We start from the raw sequence: 14,244 nt of genomic DNA on the forward strand, positions 1-14,244 counted from the left end.
GGTCCGCCTCACCCATGTCCCCGCGTTCCTGGAGTCCCCATGCGAGCCGTACGCCTCTCCGTCGTCACCGCCGCCGCTACCGCGGCCGCCCTGACCGCCGTCACGGGCTGCGCCGAGAAGAGCGACCCCAAGGCCGGGGACGACGCGGTCACCGTGATCGCCAAGGACGACTCCTGCGAGGTGTCGAAGAAGGAGTTCCCGGCCGGGCACGTGAAGCTCGCCGTCGAGAACCGCGGCTCCAAGGTCACCGAGGTCTACGTCCTCCACCCGGACGACCGGATCGTCACCGAGCGCGAGAACATCGGCCCGGGCACCAAGGCCACGATCACCGCCGAGATCAAGGCCGGCGACTACACGATCGCCTGCAAGCCCGGCATGGTCGGCGAGGGCATCCGCCAGCAGGTCAAGCTCACCGGCGCGGGCGCCGCGACCGCCAAGCGCTCCCCGGAGATGGACACCGCCGTCGCCGCCTACCGCCAGTACGTCCAGGCGCAGGCCGACGCGACCCTCCCCAAGGTGAAGGTCTTCACCGACGCCGTCCGCGCCGGTGACGTCGAGGCCGCCAAGAAGGCCTACGCCGAGTCCCGCATCGGCTGGGAGCGCACCGAGCCGGTCGCCGAGTCCTTCGGCGACATCGACCCCAAGGTCGACGTCCGCGAGGACGGCCTGGAGCCCGGCCAGGACCCGGCGAAGGACTGGACCGGCTGGCACCGCCTGGAGAAGGCGCTCTGGAAGGACAAGAAGCTCGGCACCCACGAGAAGCAGCTCGCGGACACCCTGGACAAGGACCTCGCGGACTGGGTGAAGCGGGTCGGCAAGGCCGAGATCACCCCCACCTCGATGGCCAACGGCGCCAAGGAGCTCCTCGACGAGGTCGCCACCGGCAAGGTCACCGGCGAGGAGGAGCGCTACTCCCACACCGACCTCGTCGACTTCAAGGCGAACGTCGAGGGCGCGCAGAAGTCCTTCGAGCTGCTCAAGCCGGTCGCCACGAAGAACGACCCGAAGCTCGTCGCCGAGCTCGACAAGCAGTTCGCCGCGCTGAACGCGCTGCTCGACAAGTACCGCACGGACAAGAACAGCTACGTCTTCACGTCCTACGAGAAGGTCGCCCCGGCCGCGCGCAAGGAGCTGTCGGACGGCGTCAACGCGCTGGCCGAGCCGCTCTCCAAGCTCGCCGCCGCCGTCGTCAAGTAAGCGTCGAGAGATCGGGGACGGGACATGTCCGAGGAAACCCGGGAGCAGGCGCCCGACGCCGCTCCCTCCCGCCGCAAGGTCATCGGCTGGGGCGGTGCCGGGCTCGCGCTCGGCGCCGCCGCGGCCGGCGGCGCCGTCGCCCTGACCCGGGACGGGGACGCCACCGTCCCGGTCGCGGACAGCGGCGGGGCCGTGCCCTTCCACGGCGTGCACCAGGCCGGCATCGCCACCGCCGTCCAGGACCGGCTGCACTTCGCCGCCTTCGACGTGAAGACGAAGGACCGCGCGGAGCTCGTGCAGCTCCTCAAGGACTGGACGCGGGCCGCCGAGCGGATGACGGCCGGCGCCGAGGTCGGCGAGGGCGCGTACGGCGGTCTCGCGGAGGCGCCGCCGGACGACACGGGCGAGGCCCTCGGCCTCAAGCCGTCCCGTCTCACCCTCACGATCGGCTTCGGCCCCACGCTCTTCGACGGGCGTTTCGGGCTGAAGGACAAGCGGCCCGGGGCCTTGGTGGAACTGCCCAAGTTCCCGGGCGACAACCTGGATCCGGCGCGCAGCGGCGGCGACCTCTGCATCCAGGCCTGCGCGGACGACCCGCAGGTCGCCGTGCACGCCATCCGGAACCTCGCGCGGATCGGCTTCGGCAAGGTCGCGGTGCGCTGGTCGCAGCTGGGCTTCGGCAAGACGTCCTCGACGACCCCGGACGCCCAGACCCCGCGCAACCTCTTCGGTTTCAAGGACGGCACCCGCAACATCGCGGGCACCGAGACCGAGCGGCTCGCGAAGCACGTCTGGGTCTCCGGCAAGGACGCCGAGGGTCCGGCGGCGTGGCTGGACGGCGGTTCGTACCTCGTCGCCCGCCGCATCCGCATGAACGTCGAGACCTGGGACCGCACCCCCCTCGGCGAGCAGGAGGACATCTTCGGCCGCGACAAGCGCGAGGGCGCGCCGGTCGGCAAGGCCAAGGAGCACGACGAGCCGTTCCTGAAGGCGATGAAGCCGGACTCGCACGTCCGGCTCGCCCACCCGGACTCCAACGGCGGGGCGACGCTCCTGCGCCGCGGCTACTCCTTCACGGACGGCACGGACGGCCTCGGCCGGCTGGAGGCGGGCCTGTTCTTCCTGGCGTACCAGAAGGACGTCCGTACCGGCTTCATCCCGGTGCAGACCTCGCTGGGGGCCGACGCCCTCAACGAATACATCCAGCACGTGGGTTCGGCGCTGTTCGCGGTCCCGCCGGGCGTCCGGGACAAGGACGACTGGTGGGGCAGGGCGCTGTTCTCGTGATCGAGGAGGGGAACCGACGTGTTCGGTAACTATCTGATCGGCCTGCGCGAGGGACTGGAGGCCAGTCTCGTCGTCTGCATCCTCATCGCGTACCTGGTGAAGACCGGGCGCAGGGACGCGCTGAAGCCGATCTGGATCGGCATCGGCGTGGCCGTCGGGGTGGCCCTGGCCTTCGGCGCGGGTCTCGAATTCGGCTCGCAGGAGCTGACGTTCGAGGCGCAGGAGCTGCTCGGCGGCACGCTGTCGATCGTCGCCGTCGTCCTGGTGACGTGGATGGTCTTCTGGATGCGGCGCACGGCCCGGCACCTGAAGGCCGAGCTGCACGGCCGGCTGGACGCGGCCCTGCAGATGGGGACGGGCGCGCTGGTCGCGACCGCGTTCCTGGCGGTGGGGCGCGAGGGCCTGGAGACGGCGCTGTTCGTGTGGGCGTCGGTACGGGCCTCCTCGGACGGCTCGTACGCGCCGCTGGCCGGGGTCGTCCTCGGCCTCCTCACGGCGGTCCTGCTGGGCTGGCTGTTCTACCGGGGCGCGCTGAGGATCAACCTGGCGAAGTTCTTCACATGGACCGGCGGGATGCTGGTCGTGGTGGCGGCGGGCGTCCTCGCGTACGGCGTGCACGACCTCCAGGAGGCGCGCTTCCTCGACGGCCTCGCCGACAAGGCCTTCGACGTCTCGGCGACGATCCCGCCGGACAGCTGGTACGGCACGCTCCTCAAGGGCGTCTTCAACTTCCAGCCGGACCCGACGGTCCTTCAGGTCACGGTGTGGGCGCTGTATCTGATCCCGACGCTCGCGCTGTTCCTCGCCCCGATAGGGTCGGGTCCGTCCGTGCGGGTGGAGAAGCAGAAGGCGACCGATGAGAAGGCTGACGCTGGGGCGAGCGCCGAGACGACCGGCTGAGCGTGTGACGGCGGGACCGGTCCTGCGCCTTTCGGCGCGACCGGTGCGGGCGCTGGCGGCCACCGCGGCCGTCACCGTCCTGGCGCTGACCGCGAGCGGCTGCGTGACGGTCCACGGCGAGACGGCACTGCTTCCGGCGGTGACGAAGACCGAGGCCGCGCAGGCCCTCGCCGACTTCACCACCGCCTACAACCGGGCCGACAAGGCCCACGACCCGGCCCTGGACTCGAGCCGGGTCACCGGTCCGCTCGGGGCGATCAACCAGGCGGGCCTGCGCTCGCGGGCGGTCACGAGCCCCGGCGGCAACGCGAACCACCGGCCCCTCGAACTGACCGACGCGCGGTTCGTCGTGCCCCGCAAGGCGGGCTGGCCGCGCTGGTTCGTCGCGGACACCGATTCGAACACGGACGTCGACGAGGGCCGCGCCGACCAGCGCTGGGTCCTCGCCTTCGTGCGCAACGGGCCCGAGCAGCTGTGGGAGGTCGCCCACCTGGTGGTCCTCACCGCGGGGGCGGTACCCGAGTTCGCCGAGGAGGAGGGGTACGCGGTGCCGGTCCCCGCGGACACCGACACCCTCGCCGTCGCGCCCGAGGACCTCGGGACGGCGTACGTGGCCTACCTCCAGGACGGGAAGCCGGGGCCGTACGCGGCGGGGCCGCACACCTCGCTGTGGCGCGAGCAGCGGCAGAAGACCGCGAAGCGTCCGGGGCTCGCCACGCAGTACATCGACCGCGTCGCCGACCAGGGGGACTTCGCCCCGCTGGGGCTGCGGACGAAGGACGGCGGCGCGTTCGTGTTCTTCGCGACCCGGTACTTCGAGCGGCAGACGGCGGCGAAGGGCTACCGGCCGAAGGTCGACCCGGACGTCAAGGCGCTGCTCACGGGCGAGGTGAAGAGCACCGTCACCAAGGAGTGGGTGTCGAACCAGGCGGTCCTGGTGAAGCCGGCGGGCACGGACCGGGACGGGGTCACGATCGCGGGCCGGCTCCAGGGCGTGGTGGGAGCGGCGGGCTCGTAGCACCAGGCCCGCCCCCGCCTCGGCGGGTCAGCGGGTCAGCGGCCAGGCGATCTCGTGGGCGGTGTGCTCCCCGTCCCCCTCGGCCTCCCGCGCGGCCGCGTGGCGCGCGCAGGCCTCGGTGAGGGTCTCCAGGAGGTTCAGCGGGTCCGGCAGCGGGTGCTCGGGGCCGCGGACCCAGGCGACCACCGGATGGGCCTCCTCGTCACCGGGCAGCCGGGCCGGCGGTACGAGGACGTAGCTGCCGCGGCAGTGCCAGCGCAGCCCCGGGTGCTCGTCCATCGTCTCCGGGTGGCAGTCGAGCTCACAGGGCCACCACTCGTCCTCGTCCTCGGGGGTGCCGCGGGTGGCGGTGAAGAAGAGCATGCGCCCGCCGACCGGGTCGACGTCGGCGGACTCGGCGACCGGTCCGACCTCGACGCCCTCGGCGAGGAGGCGCTCCAGGGCGGCGCGGCCGGCGGCCAGCGGGACGTCGAGGACGTCGTGGACCATGCCGGTGGCGGTGATGAAGTTCGCCTCGGGCTCGTTCCGTGCCCAGCGCTCGATCTGGGCGCGGTCGGTGGTCGACTGGGTCTGCCACGCGAAGGAGACGGGGTGCCGGGCGGGGGTGGGACAGCCGATCCGCTCACAGGAACAGCTGTAGCCGACGGGATACGCGGCGGGGGCCAGGGGCAGCCCGGCGGCGGCGGTGGCCAGGAGCAGCTTCTCGCGGTCGTTCTCGTCGTCGGCCGCGGTGCGTTTCGGGCGCCTGCGCAGCCACTGTGCGAGTTTGCTCTCCGTGCCGCGGTAGCGGCCGATGCCGTCGCCCATCTATCCCCTCACAGCTCATGCTCGCTCGTTCGGCTCTGCCCATGGTCCCACCATCCTGCGCCTCGGGTGACCGGAGTGCGGAACCGGGGTGCCGAACAGGGGTGCGTACCGTGCGGGAGCGGGCGGGCGCGCGAACCACCCGAACGGTCCACAGCGCGCGGGGCGCCCAGGGCGGACCATGGGTCCACCGATCTTCGGTTCTTCCGTCCGCCCGTTCGTGAGGAGCCCTCATTGCGCCCCACTCCGCGCACGTCCTCGCCCCGCCGTTACCTGATGTGCCCACCCGCGCACTTCTCGGTGACGTACTCGATCAACCCCTGGATGGACCCCACGAAACCCGTCGACCTGCCGCTGGCCCTCACCCAGTGGGAGGACCTGCGCGACCGCTACCGTGCGCTCGGCCACACCGTGGAGCTCCTGACGCCCGACCCGGCGCTGCCGGACATGGTCTTCGCGGCGAACGGCGCGACCGTCGTCGACGGCCGGGTCCTCGGCGCGAAGTTCGCCTACCCGGAGCGGGCGGCGGAGGCCGCGGCGCACGTGTCCTGGTTCCGCAGGAACGGTTGGCCTGCCGACGCGGTCCGGCTCCCGGAGCACGTGAACGAGGGCGAGGGCGACTTCGCCGTCACCGCCTCGTGGATCCTCGCGGGGCGCGGCTTCCGCTCCAGTCCGCTCTCCCACGGGGAGGCGCAGGAGTTCTTCGGCCGGCCCGTGATCGGTCTGGAGCTGGTGGACCCGCGCTACTACCACCTGGACACGGCGCTGTGCGTCCTGGACGACGCCAGGGACGAGGTCATGTACTACCCGGCGGCCTTCTCCCCGGGCAGCAGGGAGGTGCTCGCGCGGCTCTTCCCCGACGCGCTGATCGCGACGGAGGCGGACGCGGCGGCGCTCGGCCTGAACGCGGTGAGCGACGGTCTGCACGTGCTGCTGCCGCAGGCGGCGGTGGGCCTCCTGGAGCCGCTGCGGCAGCGGGGCTTCGAGCCGGTCGGGATGGACCTGGGCGAGCTCCTCAAGGGCGGCGGCAGCGTGAAGTGCTGCACGCAGGAGCTGCGGCCCTAGGGCAGGCCCGGGTCAGTCGGTCTCCGGCGGCCAGGAGTCGCCCCAGTCTGCGTCGCGGGCCTGCTTGTACAGGGGCCCGTGGCGCTTGGTGACCGTCTCGCGGGCGAGGCCGTCGGGGCCGCACAGGTCGAGCTGGACCAGGCCCTTGCGGATCTGCGGCCTGCGGGTGACGCGGGAGACCGCCGGGGTCACGGGGAACCGGGTGGCCGCGACGTAGCTGTACTTCTCGTCCTCGTACGGCAGGGAGCCGCCCTTCACCTGGCGGTGCAGCGAGGAGCGGCTCACGCGGGCCGAGAAGTGGCACCAGTCGGTGCCCGGCACGATCGGGCAGGCCCCGCTGTGCGGGCAGGGCGCGGCGACGGTGAATCCGGCGTCGACGAGCAGGGTGCGGGCGGCGATGATCCGCTCGTAGCCGTCGGGGGTGCCGGGCTCGACGATCACGACGGCCCGCGCCGCGCGCGCCGCCTCGGTCACGAGCGCCGTGCGGTCGGCCTCGGTGAGCTCCTTGAGGACGTACGAGACGGTGACGAGGTCGGTGTCCGCGAGCTTCAGCGCGGTGCCGATGCGTTCGCGCCGCCACTCGACGTCGAGGGCGCCGGCGGCCAGTTCGCGGCCGAGCGTGAGCGCGGGCTCGGCCCAGTCGAGGACGGTGGTCCGGGGCGGCGCCTCCTCCCAGGCCTCGGCGACGGCCCAGCTCGCCGCACCGGTGCCGCCGCCGACGTCGGTGTGCGTGCCCGGCACCCACTCGGGCGCGGCGTCGCGCAGGGCGTCGAGGACGCCTCGTACGGCCTCGAAGGTCGCCGGCATCCGGTACGCGGCGTACGCGGCGACGTCGGAGCGGTCGCGCAGCACGGGGGCGTCGGTCGGGGTGGTGCCCCGGTAGTTGGCGATCAGCCGCTCGACGGCCTTGGCCGCCTGGGTGGGCGGCAGCCCGTCGAGGAGCCCGGCGAGGGCGGCGCGCAGGGACTCGGCGGAGGGAGGGGAGGCGGGGGCGTTCACCGCGACATTCTAAGTGGCCGGGCGTCGGCTCCCGGCCGCCCGGATGCGCTGGTCACGCGCGTCCGGGCGGGGCGACGGAGTTGGTCGCCGCCCCCGTTCCTCGGTCCCGTCAGACGCCCGTGGCCGCCTTGCCGGAGCGCCACGGGCGGCACAGGCCCAGGAAGCAGGCCAGGGACAGGACGGCGCAGGTGAGCTGGACGACCGCCATCGGGACGGCCGTGTGCTCGCCCGCGATGCCGACGAGCGGGGAGGCGACGGCGCCGACGAGGAACGACGAGGTGCCGAGGAGCGCGGAGGCGGAGCCGGCCGCGTGCGGGGTGCGCATCAGGGCCTGGGCGTTCGTGTTCGGCATGGCCAGGCCCATCGCGGACATCAGGACGAAGAGTCCGGCGGCGACGGGCACGAGCCCGACCTCGCCGAAGACGCCGCTCGTCATCAGGAGCAGGGCGAGGGCGGCGAGCAGGATGATCCCGAGGCCCCAGCCGAGCGCCTTGTCGAGGCTGACGCGGCCGACGAGCAGCTTGCCGTTGATCTGGCCGACGGCGACGAGCCCGATCGAGTTGAGGCCGAAGAGCAGGCTGAAGGTCTGCGGCGAGGCGCCGTAGATTTCCTGCACGACGAACGGCGACGCCGAGATGTAGGCGAAGAGGGCCGCGAAGGCGAGCCCGCCGGCGAGCATGTAGCCGGTGAAGACCCGGTCGGCGAGGAGTCCGCGCATGGTGCGCAGGGCGTCGCCGACGCCGCCCTCGTGGCGCCGCTCGGGCGGCAGCGTCTCGCCGAGGAAGCGCCAGACGACGAAGGTGAGCAGGATGCCGATCACGGTGAGGACGTGGAAGACGCCCCGCCAGTCGGTGATCCGCAGGATCTGGCCGCCGATGAGGGGCGCGATGATCGGGGCGACGCCGGAGATCAGCATCAGGGTCGAGAAGAAGCGGGCCATCTCGACGCCGTCGTAGAGGTCGCGGACGACGGCGCGGGCGATGACGATGCCGGCGGCGCCGGCGAGGCCCTGGAGCAGCCGGAAGCCGATGAGGAGTTCGGCGGTGGGCGCGAGGGCGCAGACGGCGGTGGCGAGGACGTACACGACCATGCCGACGAGCAGCGGGCGGCGGCGGCCCCACTTGTCGCTCATGGGGCCGACGACGAGCTGGCCGAGGGCCATGCCGGCGAGGCAGGCCGTGAGCGTGAGCTGGACGGTGGCGGCGGGCGCGTGGAGCGCGCCGGTGACCTCCGGGAGCGCCGGCAGGTACATGTCCATGGAGAGCGGGGGCAGGGCGGTGAGCCCGCCCAGGACGAGGGTGACGAGCAGCCCCACGCTCCGGGCGGCGGGGGTTCCACCGGTGGCCGGGGCGGCGGGGGCGCTCTCGGTTATGTGCCCTTGTGTTGTTTTCTGGCCGCTCTCCGGCATCGACTGCTCCATTTCGTTGAATCCTTGCCTATGCTCTCAGCTCGATCGGCATGGTCGAGACCTCTGTGCGATGAGTGGGACGGGTGGGGAACATGGGAGACACGGTTCGCTGGGGAATCCTGGCGACGGGCGGCATAGCGGAACGGTTCACGACGGACCTGCAGACGCTCGACGGCGCCGAGGTCGTGGCGGTGGCGTCCCGTACGGAGGCGTCCGCGAAGGCCTTCGCGGACCGGTTCGGGATTCCCCGGGCCTACGGGGAGTGGGCCGGGCTCTTCGCCGACGACTCCGTCGACGTGGTGTACGTGGCGACCCCGCACCACGCTCACCGGGAGGCGGCCGGCCTGGCCCTGGAGGCGGGGAAGGCGGTGCTCTGCGAGAAGGCTCTCACGCTCAACGCCCGCGAGGCTGAGGAACTGGTCACCCTCGCCCGGGACCGCGGCCTCTTCCTGATGGAGGCCATGTGGATGTACTGCAACCCGCTGGTCCGGCGGCTCGCGGAGCTCGTACGGGACGGGGCGGTCGGCGAGGTCAGGACCGTCCAGGCGGACTTCGGGCTCCAGGGCCCCTTCGCCCCCGACCACCGGCTGCGGGACCCGGCGGTGGGCGGCGGGGCGCTGCTCGACCTGGGGGTGTACCCGGTGTCGTTCGCGCAGCTGCTGCTCGGCGAGCCGGACACCGTCCAGGCGCACGCGCTGCTCTCGCCGGAGGGCGTCGACCTGAACACGGCGATGCTCCTCGGCTGGGACACGGGCGCCTCGGCGCTGCTGTCCTGCTCGCTCGTCGCGGACACCCCGCTGACGGCGGCCGTGACGGGCACGCTCGGCCGGATCGAGGTGCCGCGCGGCTTCTTCTTCCCCGAGCGGTTCACCCTGCACCGGGAGGGCCACGAGCCGGAGGAGTTCGTGTCGACGGACGCCCCGCAGTCCTTCCGGCACGAGGCCGCCGAGGTGATGCGCTGCCTGCGGGCGGGCGCGACGGAGTCGCCGCTGGTGCCGCTGGACGGTTCGCTCGCGGTGATGCGGACGCTCGACGCCGTACGGAAGCGCGTCGGCGTCCGCTATCCCTCCGAGCGGGACGCTACGCGGGCGTGAGCCCCGGATTGCCCGCCTCCGTGACGTAGGAGGCGGCGGTGGTGACGGGGGCGCCCGGGGTCGTCACGTACGGGACCGTACGGAAGTCGGCGCGGGCGCTGTCCGTGCCCAGCGCCACCGTCACGTAGCCGCGCCGCCCGTTGTAGAACTTCAGGTGCGGGTTGGCCTGGGTGAGCTTGTCGTAGTTGGCGGGCCGGTCGGCGCCGTCCTTGCCGCTGCTGATCGAGGTGGCGACGATCTCGGTGCCCAGGGTCCGGGAGGCCGGGTCGCGGAAGTCGGCCTTGATGTCGAGGCCGTAGCCGACGTGCACGTCACCGGTGAGCACCATGAGGTTCTCGACCCCGGCGGCCTGCGCCCCGGCGAGGATCCGCTGCCGGGAGGCCGGGTAGCCGTCCCAGGAGTCCATGGAGAGCTTGAAGTCGGCGGTGGAGCGGTCGCGGCGCTCGGCGAACACGACCTGCTGCGGCAGGACGTTCCAGCGGGCGCGGGCGGAGCGCCAGCCGTCGAGCAGCCACCGCTCCTGCGCGGCGCCGGTCATCGTGCGGGCCGGGTTCTCGGACTCGGGGCCCGGGACCTGCCAGCCGTCCCCGTACGCCTGGTCCGAGCGGTACTGGCGGGTGTCGAGGATGTCGAACTGGGCGAGGCTCCCGAACCGCAGCCGCCGGTAGAGCCGCATGTCCGGGCCCTCGGGCCGCTGGGGGCGGCGCAGCGGCTGGTGCTCCCAGTAGGCGCGGTAGGCGGCGGCGCGGCGGAGCAGGAACTCCTCCGGCGGGACGTCGTTCTCGGGGGTGCCGCCCGCGTAGTTGTTCTCGGTCTCGTGGTCGTCCCAGGTGACGACGAAGGGGTGGGCGGCGTGCGCGGCGCGCAGGTCGGGGTCCGACTTGTAGAGGCTGTAGCGCAGCCGGTAGTCCTCCAGGGTGATCGTCTCGCGGTTGAAGACGGCCGGGAGGGTGCGGTCGGTGTAGGCGCGGGCGCCGCCGGTGGCGTTCACGGCGTACTCGTACAGGTAGTCGCCGAGGTGGAAGACGACGTCGACGTCCTCCTGCGCGAGGTGGCCGTAGGGCGTGAAGTACCCGTCGTGGAAGGCCTGGCAGGAGACCGCGGCGAGCGTGAGGGCGGAGTTCCGGGCGACGGGCGACGGGGCGGTGCGGGTGCGGCCGACGGGGCTCGTCCAGTCGCCGACGCGGAAGCGGTAGAAGAAGGCGCGGCCCGGGTCGAGGTGGTCGACCTCGACGTGGACGGTGTGGCTGAACTCCGGGTGCGCGGTGGCCCGGCCGCGCCGGACGGTGCGGGTGAAGCGCTCGTCGCGGGCGAGCTCCCAGTGGACGGAGACCCGGGACGCGGGCAGGCCGCCGCCGGGCTCGAAGGGGCGGGGCGCGAGCCGGGTCCAGAGCAGGACGGAGCCGGGCAGCGGGTCGCCGGACGCCACCCCCAGGGTGAACGGGTCCTCGGTGACGCGCCGGCCGTCGAGCTCGGCGGCGGCCGCGGCCCCGGCGGCGGGCAGCTGCGTGGCGAAGGCGAGCGCGGCGGCGGCCCCGGTGACGGTGAGGAACCGACGGCGGCCGAAGTGGCGTGCGACGGCGCGGAGTTCCTCGGGATGGCCCTGCGTGCGGCCCTGTACGTGGTCCATGTGCCCCTCCCCGGACGGATGTTGTGCTTCCGCCATTCGAGGAGGGCAGGACGACGATCCGTTGTCGAGTACAGAACATCCACGTGTCGGACGGATGAGTTCACGGGGCACGCGTCTCGCGTACGCTGCGCGCCCATGAGCATCGCAGTGGTGACGGGAGCGGGATCGGGCATCGGCCGGAGCGTGGCGCTGGCCCTCGCGGCGGCCGGCTGGTCGGTGGCCCTGGCCGGGCGCAGGGCCACAGCCCTGGAGGAGACGGCCGCGGCCCTCCCGGCCGGCGACTTCCTGACGGTCCCGACGGACGTGACCTCGGCCGAGGAGGTCGCGGCCCTCTTCGCGGCGGTACGCGACCGGTACGGCCGCGTCGACCTGCTCTTCAACAACGCCGGTACGTTCGCGGGCGGCGGCGTCCCCGTCGAGGACCTGGACCCGGAGACCTGGCGCGCGGTCGTCGACGTCAACCTGACGGGCGCGTTCCTCTGCGCCCAGGCGGCCTTCCGGACCATGAAGGAGCAGGACCCGCAGGGCGGCCGGATCATCAACAACGGCTCGATCTCCGCGCACGTCCCGCGCCCGCACTCGATCGCGTACACGGCGACGAAGCACGCCATGACGGGCCTCACCAAGTCGCTGTCGCTCGACGGCCGCCCGTACCGGATCGCCTGCGGTCAGCTCGACATCGGCAACGCGGCGACCGAGATGACGGCCCGCATGCAGACCGGCATCCTCCAGGCCAACGGGCAGCTGGCGGCGGAGCCGGTGATGGACGCGGCGGACGTGGCGGCGACCGTGGTCCACATGGCGGCGCTGCCGCTGGAGGCGAACGTCCAGTTCGCGACGGTCATGGCGACGGCGATGCCGTACATCGGCCGGGGCTGACACCCCGGCCGACGACGGGGGGCGTTACGCCTGACCGGTCTCGAAGCGGGAGATCTTCCCTCCGTCGACGGTGAACACCCACTTGGTCCGCATCTCGCCCCAGGTGTCGTTGCGGTAGTCGGCGACGAGAGCGCGCCCGCCGTCCGCCTCCGACTGGATGCCCATGTGCCCGCGCGAGCCGAAGACCTCGCGGTCGAGCCACTCGCGGAGATCGCGTTCGGAGCCGTCGTCGGACATGGTCGCGTCGGGGGTCAGGGCCTCGAAGAGGGCGTGCTGGTCGTTGGCGTTGAGGGCCGTGACGAAGGCACGCACGGCGGGGTCGGTGAGCTGGCTCACGGGGATCGTCATGCCTTACCCGTACACCCGGCGGCCCGCTCTCCCCGTGGACCACGGCCGTACGGCGGCCCCTGTGTCGCTCGTACGCACGCGCGTGTTCACTGGCCCGCGCCAGGTCCGTGCGGGCAGGATCGGGACAACTGCCGTACTCAGCACAGGAGGCTCGATGTCGGACATGGTCAAGGTCGTCAGGCTGTACGCGAAGGAGGCTCCGGTCGGAGTCCTGGACGGGCGCCTGGTGGGCCTGCTCGTGCAGCAGGAGCAGGCCGCGGAATGGGCGGTCGGCCCGGCGCACGACGGGTTCCGGTTCACCGTGAAGGGCACCGAGGACACCGTCGTCGCGGAGGGCACCGAGCGCGCCCCGGTCGCCGTCCGGCCCGACGACTCCCCGGCCTCCGTCTGGCGCCTCCAGCGCATCGACGGGAACGGCGCCACCACGGTCACCCGCCTCGACGAGCTCCGGGACGGGATCTACGCCATCGACCAGAACGGCCTCGCGCTCGGCCGCGACCTCTTCGAGGACCGCTCCCTGCTCCCCAAGCGCGTCTTCGTCCGGACGGACGACCGCGACCCCCAGTGGAGGATCGAGGTCCTCGCCTGAGACGAGGACCCCGGCGACCTCAGAAGGCGTCGGTGGGGACGTACGTGCCCCAGACCTCGCGCAGGGCGTTGCAGACCTCGCCGACCGTCGCCCGCGCCTTCAGGGCCTCCTTCATCGGGTAGAGGACGTTGTCCGTGCCCTCCGCCGCCTTCCTCAGCTCCACGAGCGCGACGTCGACGGCCGTCTGGTCGCGCTCCGCCCGCAACTTCGCGAGGCGCGCCGCCTGTTCCTCTTCGATGACCGGGTCGACGCGGAGGGGCTCGTAGGGCTCCTCGACGTCGATCGTGTACCGGTTCACACCGACGACGACCCGCTCGCCGCTGTCCGTCTCCTGCGCGATCCGGTACGCCGAGCGCTCGATCTCGCCCTTCTGGAAGCCGCGCTCGATCGCGGCGACGGCGCCGCCCATGTCCTCGACCTTGGCCATCAGCTCAAGGGCCGCTGCCTCGACGTCGTCCGTCATCTTCTCGACCACGTACGAGCCGGCGAACGGGTCCACCGTCGCCGTCACGTCCGTCTCGTAGGCGAGGACCTGCTGCGTAGACGTCGTCCGTCATCTTCTCGACCACGTACGAGCCGGCGAACGGGTCCACCGTCGCCGTCACGTCCGTCTCGTAGGCGAGGACCTGCTGCGTACGCAGGGCGAGGCGGGCCGACTTGTCCGTCGGGAGGGCGATGGCCTCGTCGAAGGAGTTCGTGTGGAGCGACTGCGTACCGCCCATGACCGCCGCCAGGCCCTGGATCGCGACGCGCACCAGGTTCACCTCCGGCTGCTGGGCCGTGAGGGCCACGCCCGCCGTCTGGGTGTGGAAGCGGAGCATCAGCGACTTGGGGTTCTTCGCGCCGAACTCCTCCTTCATCACCCGCGCCCAGATCCGGCGGGCCGCACGGAACTTCGCGACCTCTTCCAGGATCGTCGTCCGCGCSACGAAGAAGAACGACAGACGCGGAGCGAAGTCGTCGACGTCCATGCCGGCCGCGACCGCGGTCCGCACGTACTCGATGCCGTCCGCCAGCGTGAACGCG

At 72.6% G+C, this 14,244-nt stretch carries 13 protein-coding genes and 1 pseudogene; 8 read left to right on the top strand and 6 right to left on the bottom strand.

Features of this window, described 5'->3' with window-relative positions; translation table 11 throughout:
• Positions 1–39 precede the first annotated feature (39 nt).
• The 4 genes from efeO to ASC82_RS04275 are packed head-to-tail and all read left to right on the top strand — an operon-like array spanning position 40 to position 4,402.
• Positions 40–1,197 (top strand): iron uptake system protein EfeO, encoded by a 1,158-nt coding sequence (gene efeO, locus ASC82_RS04260; protein WP_056641781.1) that lies wholly within the window; start codon positions 40–42, stop codon positions 1,195–1,197.
• Positions 1,198–1,221: 24 nt separating this feature from the next.
• The gene (gene efeB / locus ASC82_RS04265) at positions 1,222–2,484 is read left to right on the top strand and encodes an iron uptake transporter deferrochelatase/peroxidase subunit (RefSeq protein WP_056641784.1); all 1,263 of its coding nucleotides are present in this window, start codon (positions 1,222–1,224) and stop codon (positions 2,482–2,484) included.
• An 18-nt stretch (positions 2,485–2,502) separates the two neighbouring features.
• Positions 2,503–3,384 (top strand): iron uptake transporter permease EfeU, encoded by an 882-nt coding sequence (gene efeU, locus ASC82_RS04270; protein WP_056641787.1) that lies wholly within the window; start codon positions 2,503–2,505, stop codon positions 3,382–3,384.
• Positions 3,341–4,402 (top strand): hypothetical protein, encoded by a 1,062-nt coding sequence (locus ASC82_RS04275; RefSeq protein ID WP_199862459.1) that lies wholly within the window; start codon positions 3,341–3,343, stop codon positions 4,400–4,402. Before efeU ends, ASC82_RS04275 begins: the two co-directional genes overlap by 44 nt.
• Positions 4,403–4,429: 27 nt before the next feature.
• On the opposite strand, the gene ASC82_RS04280 is transcribed toward ASC82_RS04275, so the two are convergent.
• Positions 4,430–5,209 (bottom strand): bifunctional DNA primase/polymerase, encoded by a 780-nt coding sequence (locus tag ASC82_RS04280; RefSeq protein ID WP_024759325.1) that lies wholly within the window; start codon positions 5,207–5,209, stop codon positions 4,430–4,432.
• 231 nt (positions 5,210–5,440) lie between these two features.
• On the opposite strand from ASC82_RS04280, the gene ddaH reads away from it, so the two are divergent.
• Positions 5,441–6,271 carry a dimethylargininase gene (gene ddaH, locus ASC82_RS04285; RefSeq protein ID WP_347336066.1) on the top strand — a complete coding sequence of 277 codons (831 nt, stop codon included), beginning with the start codon at positions 5,441–5,443 and terminating at the stop codon, positions 6,269–6,271.
• 12 nt (positions 6,272–6,283) lie between these two features.
• On the opposite strand, the gene ASC82_RS04290 is transcribed toward ddaH, so the two are convergent.
• Together ASC82_RS04290 and ASC82_RS04295 are read right to left on the bottom strand one after the other, a co-directional pair.
• Complete coding sequence (locus ASC82_RS04290; RefSeq protein ID WP_056641790.1) at positions 6,284–7,270, bottom strand: small ribosomal subunit Rsm22 family protein; 987 nt, start codon at positions 7,268–7,270, stop codon at positions 6,284–6,286.
• 109 nt (positions 7,271–7,379) lie between these two features.
• On the bottom strand, positions 7,380–8,678 hold the full coding sequence (locus ASC82_RS04295; protein ID WP_056641817.1) for a Bcr/CflA family multidrug efflux MFS transporter: 1,299 nt from the start codon (positions 8,676–8,678) through the stop codon (positions 7,380–7,382).
• Between the two features lie 92 nt (positions 8,679–8,770).
• Between ASC82_RS04295 and ASC82_RS04300 the strand changes: the two genes are divergently transcribed.
• The gene (locus ASC82_RS04300) at positions 8,771–9,772 is read left to right on the top strand and encodes a Gfo/Idh/MocA family oxidoreductase (protein WP_056641819.1); all 1,002 of its coding nucleotides are present in this window, start codon (positions 8,771–8,773) and stop codon (positions 9,770–9,772) included.
• Here ASC82_RS04300 and ASC82_RS04305 read toward each other — a convergent pair.
• Positions 9,759–11,402 carry an alkaline phosphatase D family protein gene (locus tag ASC82_RS04305; RefSeq protein WP_056641792.1) on the bottom strand — a complete coding sequence of 548 codons (1,644 nt, stop codon included), beginning with the start codon at positions 11,400–11,402 and terminating at the stop codon, positions 9,759–9,761. The genes ASC82_RS04300 and ASC82_RS04305 overlap by 14 nt on opposite strands.
• Before the next feature lie 135 nt (positions 11,403–11,537).
• Between ASC82_RS04305 and ASC82_RS04310 the strand changes: the two genes are divergently transcribed.
• Positions 11,538–12,281, top strand: a complete 744-nt coding sequence (locus tag ASC82_RS04310; protein ID WP_056641795.1) for an SDR family oxidoreductase — start codon at positions 11,538–11,540, stop codon at positions 12,279–12,281.
• 24 nt (positions 12,282–12,305) lie between these two features.
• Here the strand turns inward: ASC82_RS04310 and ASC82_RS04315 are convergent, their stop codons facing one another.
• Entirely contained in the window at positions 12,306–12,629 is a 324-nt protein-coding gene (locus ASC82_RS04315; RefSeq protein WP_056641798.1) for a nuclear transport factor 2 family protein, read from the bottom strand.
• A 154-nt stretch (positions 12,630–12,783) separates the two neighbouring features.
• Between ASC82_RS04315 and ASC82_RS04320 the strand changes: the two genes are divergently transcribed.
• Positions 12,784–13,218 carry a hypothetical protein gene (locus ASC82_RS04320; protein WP_056641801.1) on the top strand — a complete coding sequence of 145 codons (435 nt, stop codon included), beginning with the start codon at positions 12,784–12,786 and terminating at the stop codon, positions 13,216–13,218.
• A 19-nt stretch (positions 13,219–13,237) separates the two neighbouring features.
• On the opposite strand, the pseudogene ASC82_RS04325 reads toward ASC82_RS04320, so the two are convergent.
• Positions 13,238–14,244 (bottom strand): annotated as a pseudogene (locus ASC82_RS04325) (methylmalonyl-CoA mutase family protein); the annotation flags it as partial.

Source organism: Streptomyces sp. Root431 (assembly GCF_001426585.1).
GTDB lineage: Bacteria > Actinomycetota > Actinomycetes > Streptomycetales > Streptomycetaceae > Streptomyces > Streptomyces stackebrandtii.

What these genes read in the sequence shown, in the direction of transcription:
- ASC82_RS04295 (WP_056641817.1), bottom strand. Translation starts at nt 8,678, where the DNA reads ATGCCGGAGAGCGGCCAGAAAACAACACAAGGGCACATAACCGAGAGC.
- ASC82_RS04275 (WP_199862459.1), top strand. Translation starts at nt 3,341, where the DNA reads ATGAGAAGGCTGACGCTGGGGCGAGCGCCGAGACGACCGGCTGAGCGT.
- ASC82_RS04280 (WP_024759325.1), bottom strand. Translation starts at nt 5,209, where the DNA reads ATGGGCGACGGCATCGGCCGCTACCGCGGCACGGAGAGCAAACTCGCA.
- ASC82_RS04310 (WP_056641795.1), top strand. Translation starts at nt 11,538, where the DNA reads ATGAGCATCGCAGTGGTGACGGGAGCGGGATCGGGCATCGGCCGGAGC.
- efeO (WP_056641781.1), top strand. Translation starts at nt 40, where the DNA reads ATGCGAGCCGTACGCCTCTCCGTCGTCACCGCCGCCGCTACCGCGGCC.
- ASC82_RS04300 (WP_056641819.1), top strand. Translation starts at nt 8,771, where the DNA reads ATGGGAGACACGGTTCGCTGGGGAATCCTGGCGACGGGCGGCATAGCG.
- efeB (WP_056641784.1), top strand. Translation starts at nt 1,222, where the DNA reads ATGTCCGAGGAAACCCGGGAGCAGGCGCCCGACGCCGCTCCCTCCCGC.
- ASC82_RS04320 (WP_056641801.1), top strand. Translation starts at nt 12,784, where the DNA reads ATGTCGGACATGGTCAAGGTCGTCAGGCTGTACGCGAAGGAGGCTCCG.
- ASC82_RS04315 (WP_056641798.1), bottom strand. Translation starts at nt 12,629, where the DNA reads ATGACGATCCCCGTGAGCCAGCTCACCGACCCCGCCGTGCGTGCCTTC.
- ASC82_RS04305 (WP_056641792.1), bottom strand. Translation starts at nt 11,402, where the DNA reads ATGGACCACGTACAGGGCCGCACGCAGGGCCATCCCGAGGAACTCCGC.